This is a genomic window from Enterococcus sp. 1001283B150225_161107_E12 (assembly GCF_015556925.1).
Taxonomy (GTDB): domain Bacteria; phylum Bacillota; class Bacilli; order Lactobacillales; family Enterococcaceae; genus Enterococcus_B; species Enterococcus_B mundtii.
In genome coordinates, this window is sequence record NZ_JADNNI010000023.1 from 48,146 (window position 1) to 64,220 (window position 16,075).

Sequence of the window (16,075 nt, forward strand, 5' to 3'; positions counted from 1 at the left end):
TGATTTCATTAGTTTTGAATTATAATTTTAATCATTTTTTCATTTATTAAGTTTCTCTTTTTAGCTGTAACAAAGGATTGTGTGTTATACTAATAGGAGCTAAAATAATAAAAAAATCGAGTCAAAGACTGGACCGCCTATGAGCAGTCCAGCCTTTTGTGCTGTTTATAAGATTGGATGAGCGCAGAAATGAAAATGATCGTAGGGCTTGGAAACCCAGGAACGAAATATGAACATACAAAGCATAACGTTGGATTTATGGTGGTGGATCGTTTGGCTGAAAAACACCAAGCGACCTTTAAGAAAAACACATTTGAAGCAGAAGTAGCTGAATTTTTCCACAAAGGTGAGAAAATTTTATTAGTCAAACCCCAAACATTTATGAATGAATCTGGCCGAGCGGTTGGTCCATTGATGACTTACTTTGGGATTTATCCAGAAGAGTTGGTAGTTGTTTATGATGACCTAGATTTAGCAATCGGTAAAATCCGTTTACGACAAAAAGGAAGTGCAGGCGGACATAATGGGATCAAGAGTATTATCTCTCATTTGGATAGTACGATCTTTGATCGAATAAAAGTTGGTATTGGTCGACCAGAAGGTAAAAAAACAGTCGTCCAACATGTTCTCAGTCCCTTTAGTAAAGAGACGCAACCCTTGATCGAACAAAGCATCGATCAATCTGTCGCTGCTGTTGAATTTCTATTGGATGGCCATTCCTTTATAGATACAATGAATCAATTTAATTAAGAAAGGAGAATGAAACGATGGATATGATCCAATTGATTGGCAAAGATGCTCAAGTGGCTGAATGGTCCATGAATCTTGAACAACGGATGTCTAGACAGTTGATTACAGGTTTAGCTGGATCTGCTAAGACGTTGTTGTTTGCACATGCGTTTAAAAAACTGGATAAAAATCTGATTATCCTGATGCCGAATTTATATTACGTCAACCAATTGGCAGAGGATCTGCAACACGTTCTGCCGGCTGAAAGTATCCACTTATTTCCAGTAGATGAAGTGCTTTCCGCAGAAATGGCTTTTTCTTCTCCTGAAGCTCGGGCGGAACGTGTAGCGACGTTGAATCGTTTGCAACAAGATGAGCCAGGAATCTATCTTCTTCCAGTGGCAGCATTGCACAAACGTCTTCCTGATAAAGAAACATGGAGCAATGCCCAATTACATTGGCAGATTGGCGACGAGATCGCCGTGGACTCATTACCGCAACAACTCGTCTTGATGGGCTATGAGCGGACAGAGATGGTCGCAAAACCTGGAGAATTTAGTATGCGAGGGAGTATTGTCGATATCTATCCGTTGACATTTGAATACCCTGTTCGTGTGGAATTATTTGATGTCGAAATTGATTCCATGAGATACTTCGAAGCTGATACGCAACGATCGATTGAAAAGATCGAAGAAGTGTGGTTACCACCAACAAGTGAACAAATTTATTCTCAAGAGAATCTACTTGACGGTATCAACAAAATAGAAAACCTCTTAGAAAAGAAATTAGCAACGACCGCAGAACCTACTGAACGACAATTTTTGCATGACTATTTCGGTCAGTTGATCTCGGAATGGCAACGTAATATCCCGACAGACCAAGCGAAGTTCTATGCGGATCTTTTGTATCCTGAACATTTATCGATTTTGGATTATTTCCCCCAAGATAGCTTGCTGATCGTGGACGATTACCAACGAATCATGGAAACGAATCGCGAAATGGAGAGAGAAGCAGCGGAATGGCATACACAAAAAATTAGTGAGTTACGCGTATTCTCTGAACAACAATTTGTGGCAGATGTACATGGGATCATCCAAAAAGAAAAATTTGCGACCACTTTTTTCTCTTTATTCCAAAAAGGAATGGGAAATCTCAGGTTCCAAGCACTTTACCAGTTCCAGTATCGCACGATGCAACAGTTCTTTGGACAAATGCCATTGCTGAAAACGGAAATGGATCGTTGGCGCAAACAAGAGCAGACAGTCGTCATCTTCATTCCAACGAAAGAACGTATCCGTAAGGCGGAACAAATGTTGCGTGACGAAGACATATTAGTGGTAGAAACAGAAGCAGACCAACTGATCAAAGGACAAGTCCAATTAGTCGAAGGCGCATTGATGACAGGTTTTGAGTTGCCGCAAGAAAAAATCGTAACGATCACGGAAAAAGAGATTTTTCAAAAGACAACAAAAAAACAGACACGTCGTCAAACGGTAACGAATGCAGAACGACTAAAAAGCTACAACGAATTAAAAGCTGGAGATTACGTTGTCCATGCGAATCATGGGATCGGGAAATATATCGGTATGGAAACCTTAGAGGTCGACGGTGTCCACCAAGATTATATGACGATCATTTATCAAAATGATGATAAGCTATTTATTCCTGTCACGCAGTTGAATTTGATCCAAAAATATGTAGCTTCGGAATCCAAAACACCACGAATCAACAAACTCGGTGGTAGTGAATGGACGAAAACGAAACGTAAGATCTCCTCAAAAATCGAAGATATTGCGGATGACTTGATCCAATTGTATGCGGTCAGAGAAGCAGAAAAAGGATACGCATTTGGTCCGGATGACTCTTATCAAAAAGAATTTGAGAATGCTTTTCCATATTCGGAAACAGATGACCAACTCCGAAGTGCGGCGGAAATCAAACGAGATATGGAAAAAGAAAAACCAATGGATCGTTTACTTGTGGGGGACGTCGGCTATGGGAAAACCGAAGTTGCGCTACGTGCCGCTTTTAAAGCAGTCAAAGAAAGTAAACAAGTGGCATTTCTTGTGCCGACAACAATCTTGGCGCAACAACATTACGAAACGATGTTGGAACGTTTTGAGGGATTCCCAGTGAATGTTGGTTTGCTGAGTCGTTTCCGAACAAAGAAACAACAAAAAGAAACGATCGAAGAATTACGCACAGGACAACTAGATATTGTTGTGGGTACTCATCGTGTATTGTCAAAAGATATTGAATTTAGTGATTTAGGACTATTGATCGTTGATGAAGAACAACGTTTCGGTGTAAAACACAAAGAACGTTTGAAACAATTGCGTGCGCAAGTGGATGTGCTGACTTTGACAGCGACACCTATTCCGCGAACGCTGCATATGTCGATGCTAGGCGTACGGGATCTATCGGTGATTGAAACGCCACCGGCGAATCGGTATCCGATCCAAACATATGTGATGGAGAAAAATCCCGGGGCGATTCGTGAAGCGATCCAACGGGAAATGGGACGAGGCGGACAAGTTTTCTACTTATATAATCGTGTAGAAACGATTGAACGTAAAGTAGAAGAAATCCAAGCATTAGTTCCCGAAGCGAGAATCGCCTATGCGCATGGACAGATGACGGAAGTCCAACTAGAAAACACATTATTCGACTTTATCGAGGGACAGTATGATGTCTTAGTGACGACGACGATCATCGAAACTGGTGTGGATATTCCAAATGCAAACACACTCTTCGTAGAAAATGCCGATTATATGGGACTCTCTACGCTTTACCAATTACGAGGACGTGTTGGACGAAGCAATCGTGTCGCTTATGCTTATTTTATGTACGAACAGCAAAAAATCCTTAATGAAGTCAGCGAAAAGCGTCTTCAAGCAATCAAAGACTTTACGGAATTGGGTTCAGGATTTAAAATCGCGATGCGAGATTTATCGATCCGTGGTGCTGGTAACTTGCTAGGGGCGCAACAACATGGATTTATCGATGCTGTTGGTTTTGATATGTACTCTCAAATGTTGAGTGAGGCAGTCGCTCGTAAACAAGGTAAAAATCAGCAAACAGAAAAAACTTCTGTGGAGATCGATCTAGGCGTCGATGCCTATCTACCAGAAAGTTATGTGTCAGATCAACGCCAAAAAATCGAAATCTATAAACGGATTCGCGAATTGGATTCACAAGAGATGTTGGAAGAATTAGAAGCAGATCTACTGGATCGTTTTGGTGAATATCCTGAAGAAGTCGCGCATTTGTTGACGATTGGACAAATCAAAATGGATGGCGATCGTGCATTGCTAGAGATGATTCGTAAGCAACAACAAACCATCGTGTTCAAGTTGAGCAAAGTGGGAACAAAACGCTACACGGTTGAACAATTATTTGAAGCGCTGACTGCCACAAAATTAAAAGCAGGACTTGGTGTGGAAAAAGAACAAATGATGATTCGTTTGACCTTGCCACCTCAAACAACGACTGCTGTTTGGTTGCAAGAAATCCAACAATTTGTCAAAGCATTGCGCGAACAGAAATATGCGACTGCATAGGAAGGGGCTGAACCTTTGGATCATAAAGAAATGCGTCAAGTGATGCATGGTGCCTTTGTGTTGACGCTTGCCTCCTTTATAGCAAAAGTCCTCAGCGCACTCTATCGGATTCCATTGCAAAACTTAGTGGGCGATGAAGGTTTTTATGTTTATCAACAAGTTTATCCTATTTATGGTATTGCGATGACACTCGCTTTGTCGGGGCTACCCCAGTTTATCTCTAAATATGTAGCAGAAAAAAAAGACCCTTTCGAACAAAGACAAGCATTGAAAAATCTTTATCCCCTTGTTTTTTGGTCAGGCTTTTTACTCTGGCTCTTCGTATTTTCATTTAGTCACTGGATCGCTCTAATGATGGGTGATCAACAACTGATGCCGTTGATTCGGATCGTCTCCTTCACGTTTTTGTTGATGCCAGGACTATCTTATTATCGTGGGAATTTTCAAGGACGATTTTTAATGGAACCCACAGCGGTTTCGCAAGTCGTGGAACAAATTGTTCGTGTAGCAATCATTGTTTTTAGCGCGATTGCCTTTAAGCGATTAGGCTGGACAGTCTATCAAACAGGCACAGCGGCAATGAGTGGCGCAGTATTTGGTGGCGTATGTGCATATGGTGTACTGTACTATTATGAACAAAAAATCCATGGTGGTGCATTGAGCTTCCGCCACTTTCCGATTTTAAGAAGGCCAGCGAAATCACTCGTGCGCCGTTTCTTGATTGAAGGGGGATTAGTCTCCATTTATAGTGGTCTATTGATCTTCTTCCAATTGATTGATTCTTTTTTTGTTAAGAATGCGTTACAAATCTATGGTTTATCCGAGCAAGCATCTAAAATAGCTAAAGGAGTATATGATCGTGGGCAACCGTTAGTTCAATTAGGATTAGTTATTGCTACAGCTTTAAGTGCTACGTTCTTACCCGCGTTGACACGCTACCTAACAAGTGCAGTCAAAGGACAATTTTATTCCACAGCCAAAATTTACTTACGTCTGACGACTGCATTAGCATTGGCAGCTTCAGTAGGATTAGCTGTATTGTTGCCTTATATCAATTACGCATTGTTTAAAGATTATGCTGGGAATATGACACTAGTTCTATTTGTTTTTTCCATTGGACTAACTGCAATTATTCAAGCGTACCAAAGCATTGCTCAAAGTAAAAACTCTTTCCGCCCCTCACTAAAGGGTGCTGGTTGGGGCTTGCTTGCTAAAGCTTTAGCTACACCGCTTCTCACGAGTTATTTAGGAACAGTCGGTGCTAGTTTATCGACATTACTTGGACTATCAGTGACTTTATGGTATTTTGTCCGTACTGAAACTCCAGCAATCAATAGTTTTTGGCACGAACGAAAATTTGGTAAGAAATTGATCCAATGTTTAGGTTGGATGGTCTTAGCGTTGTTTGTGTATTATGGCTTCTTAAACTTATTGTTTGGTCCAGTGAGCCATCGCTCGACTGCTCTTTTTGCCAGCCTAGGCGGTGTCATTATAGGCGTAGTCACATTTGTATATGCAGTGATCTGGACAAAATTATTTACGATCCGTGAATGGCTGTTACTGCCATTTGGTAAGAAAATCTTACGTTTGAAAAAAATAAAAAAAGAAAAGTGAGGACATGAGATGCGACTAGATAAATTTTTAAAAATCTCGCGAATCATCAAGCGCCGATCTGTCGCTAAGGAAGTGGCGGATAAAGGCCGAATCAAAATCAATGGCAAACTAGCGAAATCTTCCAGTGATGTCAAGGTTGGAGACCAATTGGACATCCAATTTGGCAACAAGACGATGGAAATCAAGGTAGCAGAGTTGCATGAGTCAACAAAAAAAGAAGATGCACAAAAAATGTATGAAGTCTTGTCAGAAACACGAGTACAAAACACAAGCGAAATAGATTAGACAAGCATTCAGGATGTTGGTATAATAAAGAATGACAATCAAAAAAGATTGGAGCGAATACAGGTGGCAAACAAAAGCAATAAAATCGCTGCACTAGACACAGAGTATGCAAAGAAAAAATATGTCGAATTTCAACAACAACAACGCCAATTGATTTTTCGTAGACGCAGGTTAGCAGCCATCTTTTTAGGTGCTTTGGTCATTTTCGCTGTAATAGGTTTCCAAATTTTTAATGATATGCAACGAATGAATCATTTAAATGAATTAAAAGTCGAAGCAGATACAGAGTTACAACAAATCAATAAAGATGTAGACCAACTCACAGAAGACGTGAAATTGCTTAAAGATGAAGATTACGTAGCAAAACTTGCTAGAAGCAAATTTTTCTATTCAAAAGAAGGGGAGCAAGTCTACCCGATACTTGAATCTACGACAGATAATTCAGCAGACACCGATGAACAAACAACGAGTTCAACAACTGCCCAATAAGCAGTAATATAAAAAAGGGAAATAATTAGGAGGAACATTTTTTTTATGTCAATCGAGGTAGGAGCAAAACTGCAAGGAAAAGTTTCAGGAATCACAAATTTTGGCGCATTTATTGATTTAGGAGCTGGCAAAACAGGGTTAGTTCATATCAGTGAAGTATCAAACGGTTATATCAAGGATATTCATGATGTATTGAGCGTTGGTGATGAGGTAACAGTCAAAGTCATTACAGTCAATGATGATGGGAAAATCGGTTTATCTATCCGCAAAGCACAAGAGCAACCAGTAGAAACTAATGATGAAAATCGTCAAAAGAGATATCCACAAAAAGAAACTCGAGATAATCGAGGACGCGCACCGCAGAAAAAATCTTTTTCTCGCAGCCAACCTTCCAATACAAAAGAAGACTTCGATTCATTGATGAGCTCATTTTTAAAAGATAGCGATGATCGATTGACTTCCTTAAAACGCAACACAGAAGGAAAACGCGGAGGCCGTGGCGGTCGCCGTAGCTAAGCTAAGCGAAATTGAAGGGCAGGCAATTGTCACAGACTTTTGTCCGCTCTTTTTATTTTGTAAAAGGATGTGACACCAATGGATAGAAGAGCAAGTCAGTTTAAACAAGCATTTATAAAAAGAGGCTTACGCCGTGGCTATCTGTCTGAACATGCGAAAATACTAGTTGCTGTTTCCGGTGGTGTAGACTCGATGGTTTTACTCGATTGCTTAATGACCGCCCAAAAACAAATTGGCTTTCGGTTAGGGATTGTCCATATCGATCATCGCTTACGGAGCGTTTCTGCGGATGAAGCAGCCTATCTTGCTGACTTTTGCGATAAAAACAATCTTACTTTCCACTTGAAAGTATGGGAGAATCCCGCGGAACAAGGAATTGAAACGGCTGCTCGAGCTTTTCGGTATGAGAAATTTGATGAGATCGTACGAGAATATCATTATGATACATTGATGACAGCGCATCATGGGGATGATCAAATGGAAACGATTTTGATGAAAATCATTCGTGGTGGGCAGCTAGGTACCTATGCGGGAATCAAGGAAACGCAACCTTTTGCTGGTGGGCGACTTATTCGACCGTTGTTGTCATTTAGTAAAGAACAATTGTATGCGTATGCGGAAGCAGAAGATTTACCTTTTTTTGAGGACCATACCAATCAGGAACTAACTGTCCAACGTAATCGACTTCGTCATTTAGTCGTACCACAATTGAAAAAAGAAAATACCCAAGCGATGGCTCATTTCCAAAAATTCTCACAACAAATCCAATGGGCAGAACAATTCATCCGAAAAAATACTCATCAGATGATCACGGAACATCTTACGTATGGAGAAGAGCGCTTATCTATTCCGTGGAAGGTGATCGAAAGTTTGGAATCTTTTGAACGTTACTTCTTCTTTTACACGTTCTTTGATTACGTTTTTCCAGTTACGAAAGTGACGATCAAAGAAAAACAGATTGACACGTTGTTACAACAATGTGAACAAGCCGCAGGACAATGGCAGATTGATCTGGGCAAACGCTGGGTGATTGAACGTTCCTATGAAGTACTTTATCTTTATGAAAGAAAAAAGGAACGATCAACCAACCACCAAAATACTCCGTTAAAAATCATACCGAATCAAGCCATTCAGTTAGGAGAGTCGGAATGGTTAGGGATCTACACACCCGACCAACTTCCAGATTGGAAATTGGATGAAACAGGTGAAATCTTCACTCATGATCTCTGGTTATCCGCCGAACAATCGCTTTGGGTCGATCGGCGAAAACCGGGAGATCGTATCCAATTGACGGAGACGTTGAACAAAAGAGTGTCAAGATATTTTATCGATAAAAAAATATCTGTTGCACAACGAAAAAATTCATGGGTTATTATAGATGAAGGGAGAAATCTATGGAGTCTAGTCCCTTTTGTCCATTCTTATTTGAGTATTGGTGTAGAAACTGATAAAATACACTACATACTTCTTTACAAATATCAAAAAGAAGCAATTGGAAGGAGAACCTGATGTTAGAAAAAGATATCGAGAGAGTATTGATCACGCAAGAAGAGATACAAGTTCGTTGTAAAGAACTAGGAAAAGAGTTAACTGAAAATTATCAAGATAAAAATCCGTTGGTTGTTGGTGTATTGAAAGGTGCTGTCCCATTCATGGCAGACATTATCCGTTCGATCGATGCTTACCTAGAATTGGATTTTATGGATGTTTCAAGTTACGGTAACGCAACTGTTTCATCAGGTGAAGTAAAAATCGTAAAAGACTTGGATACGAATGTGGAAGGCCGTGATTTATTGATCGTCGAAGACATCATTGATAGCGGAAGAACACTTGCTTATTTAGTCGATCTATTCAAATACCGTAAAGCAAACTCAGTCAAAATCGTGACACTCCTTGATAAGCCCGAAGGCAGAGTCGTAGATATCGAAGCGGATTACATTGGTTTCAATGTGCCAAACGAGTTTGTGGTAGGTTATGGATTAGATTATGCAGAAGCCTATCGAAATCTTCCATACATCGGTGTACTAAAACCGAGCGTTTATCAATCAAATTAATCATCTATCTCTTATAAATTATGTTACAATAGTATGGTCAGGATTGATAAAAGATTTATCAAGTAAAAATAACGCATAGGGAGGACAACTATGAACAAAAAAAACAATGGCATGATGAAAAATGCCTTGTATTATGTCCTCGTAATCTTAGCGATGGTAATGGTCGTCTACTTTATTTTTGGTAACAATGGCCAACGGTCGTCAGATATCGAGTACTCAAAATTCACTGAACAATTACAAGAAGGCAAAATCAAAAACTTTGAGGTGCAACCTGCTAATGGTGTGTATAAGATCTCAGGTGAATACAAAGAACAACAGACAGTTGCAAATAGTGGCGGTCTATCGATTCTAGGTACTACCGAGACATCAACTACGCACTTCACTACGATTATTTTGCCAAACGATACAACATTGAGCCAAGTCACAGAGTTGGCAAAAGACAACAACGTAGCAACTACGATCAGAGAAGAATCAAGTAGCGGCGTATGGGTATCACTCCTATTAAGCTTCTTGCCAATCGTGATCATCGTCTTCTTCTTCTATATGATGATGGGACAACAAGGAGGCGGCGGAGGCGGCGGAGGCCGTGTGATGAACTTTGGAAAATCCAAAGCAAAAGAAGCCGACAAAAAAGCAAATCGCGTTCGTTTCTCTGATGTAGCGGGTGCGGAAGAAGAAAAACAAGAACTTGTCGAAGTCGTTGAGTTCCTAAAAGATCCAAGACGCTTCATTGAATTAGGCGCACGTATCCCAGCCGGAGTTCTCCTAGAAGGACCTCCAGGAACAGGTAAAACGTTGCTTGCCAAAGCAGTTGCTGGTGAAGCTGGCGTACCATTCTACTCTATTTCGGGTTCAGACTTTGTTGAAATGTTTGTTGGGGTCGGTGCAAGCCGAGTTCGTGACTTATTTGAAACTGCGAAAAAGAATGCTCCAGCAATCATCTTTATTGATGAAATCGATGCTGTCGGTCGTCAACGTGGCGCTGGTATGGGTGGTGGACACGATGAACGTGAACAAACACTGAACCAATTGCTTGTTGAAATGGATGGATTTGATGGCAACGAAGGCGTGATCGTGATTGCAGCGACAAACCGTTCAGACGTATTAGATCCAGCCTTACTTCGTCCAGGACGTTTTGACCGTCAAATTTTAGTTGGTCGTCCAGATGTCAAAGGCCGTGAAGCGATTTTACGAGTTCACGCAAGAAACAAACCAATTGCTGACGATGTTGATTTAAAAGTCGTGGCACAACAAACACCAGGTTTTGCTGGTGCGGATTTAGAAAATGTCTTAAACGAAGCAGCGTTAGTAGCTGCTCGTCGAAACAAGAAAAAAATCGATGCTTCTGATATCGATGAAGCAGAAGACCGCGTGATTGCTGGACCAGCGAAGAAAGACCGTGTCATCAGCAAACGCGAACGCGAAATGGTCGCTTACCATGAAGCAGGTCATACGATCGTTGGGCTTGTCTTGAGTCGTGCCCGTGTCGTTCACAAAGTAACGATCATCCCACGTGGACGTGCTGGTGGATATATGATCGCTTTACCAAAAGAAGATCAATTCTTAATGACAAAAGAAGATATGTTTGAACAAATCGTTGGATTACTAGGTGGACGTACCGCAGAAGAAATCATCTTCAACGTTCAATCTACTGGTGCATCAAATGACTTTGAACAAGCAACAGCACTAGCAAGAAGTATGGTTACAGAGTATGGGATGAGTGATCGCTTAGGTCCTGTCCAATATGAAGGAAACCACCAAGTATTCGTAGGCCGTGACTATGGTCAAACGAAAGCATACTCAGAACAAGTTGCTTTTGAAATCGACCAAGAAGTACGCAAGATCTTGATGGAAGCACATCAAAAAGCACATGAAATCATCGAAGCACACCGTGCGCAACACAAACTGATCGCAGAAAAACTGCTTGAATTTGAAACATTGGATGCCAAAGCAATCAAATCTCTCTTTGAAAAAGGTGTAATGCCTGAAGGAGCAGAATCGGCAGACTTCCCTAGTGAAAAAGAAGCGCAAACGTTTGAAGAAGCAAAACGTGCACTAGAAGAAAAAGATGCGGAAAAACAAGCAGAAGAAAAACATGAGTTTGATGAAGCGAAAAAAGAGTTGAATGATGACAATCAATCGACTTCAACGGATGAACAAAATCATTCAGATGATCAAAATAGATAAAGAAAGCAGCTGTGACGAAAGTCGCAGCTCTTTTTTTGTGTCTGACAATTAAAAAAGAAACGTAGAATTTACAAATTCAAAAGTTGAAAAATTTGGAAGTTACTAGTATGATTCACTATGAGTTTTAAAATCGGGAAATGAGGTACATACAAATGGAAGATTATTTAGTGAAGGCATTAGCCAATGACGGGTTTGTTCGAGCATATGCTGTTCGTGCAACCAATACTGTTGCAGAAGCGCAGCAACGCCATGATACTTGGCATACATCATCAGCAGCATTAGGCCGTGCATTAGTTGGCAGTCTGCTGCTAGGTGCGACAGTTAAAGGGGAAGATAAATTAACAGTACGCATCCAAGGCGATGGCCCTGCAGGTGGGATCGTTGTTGATGCGAATGGTAAAGGTAATGTCAAAGGGTACATCAAAAATCCACACCTGAGTTTACCGCTGAACGCAGAAGGAAAAATCGATGTACGTGGAGCAGTAGGGACACAAGGGATGTTCAGTGTGACAAAAGATCTAGGGTTAAAAGAACCTTTTTCAGGACAAACACCGATTGTATCTGGTGAACTAGCTGAAGATTTCACGTACTATTTAGCGATTTCAGAACAAATCCCTTCAGCTGTAGGGCTAAGCGTCTTAGTCAATACGGATGATACCATCAAAACAGCGGGTGGTTTTATGATCCAGATCATGCCAGGGGCAGACGAAGAAACGATTGCGAAAATCGAAGAGCAACTGAAAACAACACCACGTATTTCTACACTCTTAGATGAAGGGTTGACACCTGAAGAAATCTTGCAAGGATTGTTAGGAACAGACGAATTGCAAGTACTAGAAAAAATGCCTGTGCAGTTTAAATGTGATTGTTCGAAAGAAAAGTTTGGCGAAGCAATCATTGCTTTAGGCGCAGCAGAAATCCAAGCAATGATCGATGAAGACCATGGCGCAGAAGCAGTTTGCTCATTTTGCAATAGTAAGTATACCTACACAGAAGATGACCTAGCAGCATTGAAGACAGAAGCCTTGGGAGGATTATAAGTGGATCACACATGGAAAATCGGGAACGTTGAAATACCGAATCGCGTGGTTGTAGCACCAATGGCAGGGATCACGAACGCCGCATTTCGTGTAACCGTCAAAGAATTTGGTGCAGGAATGGTCGTTTGCGAGATGATCAGTGACCAAGGTATTCATTTCCGCAACAAAAAAACATTGGAAATGCTGCATATCGACGAAACGGAGCATCCATTAAGCTTGCAAATATTTGGTGGGAACAAAGACACACTAGTAGAAGCAGCACAGTTTGTTGAGAAACATACTACAGCAGATATCATTGATATCAATATGGGATGCCCAGTCAATAAAATCATCAAAGCTGAAGCAGGTGCAAAATGGTTATTAGACCCTGATAAAGTCTATGAAATGGTTCATGCAGTTGCATCGGCAGTTGATGTGCCAGTTACTGTGAAAATGCGTATTGGTTGGGACGAAGAACATGTTTTTGCTGTCGAAAACGCATTAGCTGCTCAAGCAGCCGGTGCCGGTGCAGTAGCCATGCACGGACGAACACGTGTGCAAATGTATGAAGGAAAAGCCGATTGGGAAGTGTTAAAGGAAGTCAAAAAACATCTAACGATTCCTTTTATGGGTAATGGAGACGTCAAAACGCCAGAAGATGCAAAACGCATGTTGGAATACGTGGGTGCCGATGGCGTCATGATCGGACGTGCTGCTTTAGGGAATCCTTGGATGATCCATCGGACGCAACATTATTTAGAAACTGGAGAGCTGATTCCGGAACCAACCGCACGCGAAAAAATTGCTACTGCAAAATTACATCTAGAACGTTTAGTTGATTTAAAAGGAGAAACCATCGCCTGTCGTGAGTTTCGGACACACGCTTCCTACTATCTAAAAGGTGTCTCCCGGGCAGCCAAGATCAAATTAGCGATCAATAAGACTGAGAAACAGCATGAAATCAATGAACTGCTTGACCAATTGGTTGAAAAAAGTGAAAAATTATCACTTCAATCTTAGGAAGTTATTCTAAGTTTTTTGCGAAATTCAAGCCGAAACACTAAGTTCGGCTTGCTTTTTTTGCGTTTCATTGGCATTATAAGGAAGAGAATAAGATGAGAATGGAGGAACTTTTGTGACTGAGGAACAACAAAATCAATTAGAAGATTTAAACGATCAAATGATTGTTCGTCGTGAAAAAATGGAGCAATTGAGAGAAAATGGGATCGATCCATTTGGTAAGCGATTTGAGCGTACACATAATTCCCAAGAATTGCACGAATTATTTGATCCACGTACAAAAGAAGAATTGGCGGAGATGGCATTGACAGCGAGTGTTGCTGGCCGTATGATGACACGCCGTGGAAAAGGTAAAGCTGGATTTGCCCATCTGCAAGACAGAGAAGGCCAAATCCAAATCTACGTACGCAAAGACCGAGTAGGTGAAGAAGCTTATGAAGTATTCAAACATGCTGACTTAGGAGATTTCTTTGGCGTAACTGGAGAAATCATGAAAACTGATACAGGTGAGGTATCGATTAAAGCCTCTGAAATCGTCATCTTATCAAAAGCACTTCGTCCATTACCAGATAAATATCATGGATTAACGAACATCGAACAACGATACAGACAGCGTTACCTTGATTTAGTAAGTAATAGAGATAGTTTTGACCGCTTCATGAAACGCAGTCAAATCATTAGTGAGATCCGTCGCTATTTAGATGGGAACGGCTATATCGAAGTTGAAACACCAGTCTTGCATAATGAAGCCGGTGGAGCAGCAGCACGTCCGTTTATCACACATCACAATGCGTTAGATATGGATCTATATCTACGTATTGCGTTAGAACTTCATTTGAAACGTCTGATCGTTGGTGGTATGGAAAAAGTTTATGAGATCGGCCGTGTATTCCGTAATGAAGGAATCGATACGACCCACAACCCTGAGTTCACGATGCTTGAAGCATACACTGCATATACTGATTTTCAAGATGTGATGAACTTGACAGAAGGTATCATCCGTAATGCAGCTGAAAAAGTATTAGGAACAGCTAAAATCACTTATGCAGGTCAAGCAGTTGATTTAGAGAGTGATTTCAAACGTGTGCATATGGTCGATGCAATCAAAGAGCATACAGGTGTTGATTTCTGGAAAGAAATGACCTTAGAAGAAGCACTAGCGATTGCAAAAGAACACCAAGTTGAAGTGACAGAAGCAATGGGTGTTGGTCACGTCATCAATGAATTCTTTGAAGCGTTTGTGGAAGAAACCTTAGTGCAACCTACTTTTGTCTATGGACATCCAGTAGAAGTTTCTCCATTGGCGAAGAAAAATCCTGAAGACCCACGTTTTACTGACCGTTTCGAATTGTTCATCACAGGTAAAGAATTTGCTAATGCCTTTACTGAGCTGAATGATCCAATCGATCAAAGAGAACGTTTTGAAGCGCAAGAAAAAGAACGCGAGCTTGGAAACGATGAAGCACATGGTTTAGACGAAGACTTCTTAGAAGCGCTAGAATATGGCATGCCACCAACTGGCGGACTAGGTATCGGAATCGACCGTCTAGTCATGCTATTGACCGATGCTCAATCGATCCGTGACGTATTACTATTCCCAACCATGCGTTAAATCTGAGACATAAATAGAAACAACCAGTTCAGGGAACCAAACCGACAATAGCCAGAAATGTTTTTTATTTCTAGCTGCTGTCGGTTTATTTTTTAGAGAAAAAATGAGATAACTTTGCTTGAAATCTTGTTCTATATTTAAGACTTTATTGAAACTAATTTTTAAGTAAATGCGTATCAATGAACCATTTCAGAGAAAGTTATGGAAAGGGATAAGATAGATATAAAAAAAGAAAACGGAACCATTAGAAATGAGTCTACTTTATAGAAGTTTCAGCGTAATTGCAATGGCGAATGATTTATGTAGATAAAGGTTTTCAACATCTTTATGCCATGCGAAAAGCGAACGTTTAAATCGTTTTTCAGTATATTAATCGTATAACTAAAAAACTTGAAAAAACACAAAAAAATTCGTTGACCAATAAGATTTTAGTTGGTATATTATTATTTGTTCAAAAGTTAAGTTTCATAACTTCTGAATGATCATAAAAAAGTTCTTGACGTGTGGGACAACACATGATAAGATAACCAAGTCGCTTGTGAACGACAACAGATAAACGTTGATTTCGCAAAGAAAAAAACAAAATTAACTGTTGACAAATAACAAACGATAAGTTATGATAAGTGAGTTGCTAAAACGACCTCATGAAAAAAGAGTTCAAAAAAACTTTTAAAAAATAGTTGACAATCATTCGAGAGTTTGCTAAGATATAAAAGTTGCTACGGCAATCACAAACGATAAGTTGAGACAGTTGTGTTTCATTTATCACGTAGACCTTTGAAAACTGAACAAAGTAAGACAAACCAAATGTGTAGGGCGTCTTGATTCAATTCAAGACAACAAACATTTTTAATAAGCAAGCAATATGCTAGCAAACAATTGAGCTTAACAATCGAAAGATTGTTCTAACTTTTATTATGAGAGTTTGATCCTGGCTCAGGACGAACGCTGGCGGCGTGCCTAATACATGCAAGTCGAACGCTTCTTTTC

General features: G+C 40.4%; 12 protein-coding genes and 1 rRNA gene. All 13 read left to right on the forward strand.

Annotated features, from left to right (window positions below; all coding sequences use genetic code 11):
• Positions 1–189 precede the first annotated feature (189 nt).
• Positions 190–750 (forward strand): aminoacyl-tRNA hydrolase, encoded by a 561-nt coding sequence (gene pth / locus I2F89_RS14315; protein WP_010734115.1) that lies wholly within the window; start codon positions 190–192, stop codon positions 748–750.
• A 17-nt stretch (positions 751–767) separates the two neighbouring features.
• A complete protein-coding gene (gene mfd, locus I2F89_RS14320) occupies positions 768–4,289 on the forward strand; it encodes a transcription-repair coupling factor (RefSeq protein WP_074801894.1) in 3,522 nt (1,173 codons plus the stop codon).
• A gap of 15 nt (positions 4,290–4,304) precedes the next feature.
• The gene (locus tag I2F89_RS14325; RefSeq protein WP_023520496.1) at positions 4,305–5,903 is read left to right on the forward strand and encodes a putative polysaccharide biosynthesis protein; all 1,599 of its coding nucleotides are present in this window, start codon (positions 4,305–4,307) and stop codon (positions 5,901–5,903) included.
• Positions 5,904–5,912: 9 nt separating this feature from the next.
• Positions 5,913–6,188, forward strand: coding sequence for an RNA-binding S4 domain-containing protein (locus I2F89_RS14330; protein WP_019722335.1), 276 nt, complete (start codon positions 5,913–5,915; stop codon positions 6,186–6,188).
• A gap of 63 nt (positions 6,189–6,251) precedes the next feature.
• A complete protein-coding gene (locus I2F89_RS14335) occupies positions 6,252–6,677 on the forward strand; it encodes an FtsB family cell division protein (RefSeq protein WP_010734119.1) in 426 nt (141 codons plus the stop codon).
• Between the two features lie 45 nt (positions 6,678–6,722).
• Positions 6,723–7,193 (forward strand): S1 domain-containing RNA-binding protein, encoded by a 471-nt coding sequence (locus I2F89_RS14340; protein WP_010734120.1) that lies wholly within the window; start codon positions 6,723–6,725, stop codon positions 7,191–7,193.
• A gap of 78 nt (positions 7,194–7,271) precedes the next feature.
• Positions 7,272–8,702, forward strand: a complete 1,431-nt coding sequence (tilS, locus tag I2F89_RS14345; RefSeq protein WP_195514558.1) for a tRNA lysidine(34) synthetase TilS — start codon at positions 7,272–7,274, stop codon at positions 8,700–8,702.
• On the forward strand, positions 8,702–9,247 hold the full coding sequence (gene hpt / locus I2F89_RS14350; RefSeq protein ID WP_010734122.1) for a hypoxanthine phosphoribosyltransferase: 546 nt from the start codon (positions 8,702–8,704) through the stop codon (positions 9,245–9,247). Before tilS ends, hpt begins: the two co-directional genes overlap by 1 nt.
• A 90-nt stretch (positions 9,248–9,337) precedes the next feature.
• Positions 9,338–11,434 (forward strand): ATP-dependent zinc metalloprotease FtsH, encoded by a 2,097-nt coding sequence (ftsH, locus tag I2F89_RS14355; RefSeq protein WP_019722333.1) that lies wholly within the window; start codon positions 9,338–9,340, stop codon positions 11,432–11,434.
• Positions 11,435–11,586: 152 nt separating this feature from the next.
• Positions 11,587–12,474 (forward strand): Hsp33 family molecular chaperone HslO, encoded by an 888-nt coding sequence (gene hslO, locus I2F89_RS14360; protein ID WP_074801888.1) that lies wholly within the window; start codon positions 11,587–11,589, stop codon positions 12,472–12,474.
• Complete coding sequence (dusB, locus tag I2F89_RS14365) at positions 12,475–13,473, forward strand: tRNA dihydrouridine synthase DusB (protein ID WP_071866560.1); 999 nt, start codon at positions 12,475–12,477, stop codon at positions 13,471–13,473.
• A 115-nt stretch (positions 13,474–13,588) separates the two neighbouring features.
• Complete coding sequence (lysS, locus tag I2F89_RS14370; RefSeq protein WP_010734126.1) at positions 13,589–15,085, forward strand: lysine--tRNA ligase; 1,497 nt, start codon at positions 13,589–13,591, stop codon at positions 15,083–15,085.
• A gap of 913 nt (positions 15,086–15,998) precedes the next feature.
• Positions 15,999–16,075 (forward strand): 16S ribosomal RNA (locus I2F89_RS14375); the annotation flags it as partial.

Coding starts and splice junctions, on each gene's coding strand:
- pth (WP_010734115.1), top strand. CDS start 190: ATGAAAATGATCGTAGGGCTTGGAAACCCAGGAACGAAATATGAACAT.
- mfd (WP_074801894.1), top strand. CDS start 768: ATGGATATGATCCAATTGATTGGCAAAGATGCTCAAGTGGCTGAATGG.
- I2F89_RS14330 (WP_019722335.1), top strand. CDS start 5,913: ATGCGACTAGATAAATTTTTAAAAATCTCGCGAATCATCAAGCGCCGA.
- I2F89_RS14340 (WP_010734120.1), top strand. CDS start 6,723: ATGTCAATCGAGGTAGGAGCAAAACTGCAAGGAAAAGTTTCAGGAATC.
- tilS (WP_195514558.1), top strand. CDS start 7,272: ATGGATAGAAGAGCAAGTCAGTTTAAACAAGCATTTATAAAAAGAGGC.
- hpt (WP_010734122.1), top strand. CDS start 8,702: ATGTTAGAAAAAGATATCGAGAGAGTATTGATCACGCAAGAAGAGATA.
- ftsH (WP_019722333.1), top strand. CDS start 9,338: ATGAACAAAAAAAACAATGGCATGATGAAAAATGCCTTGTATTATGTC.
- hslO (WP_074801888.1), top strand. CDS start 11,587: ATGGAAGATTATTTAGTGAAGGCATTAGCCAATGACGGGTTTGTTCGA.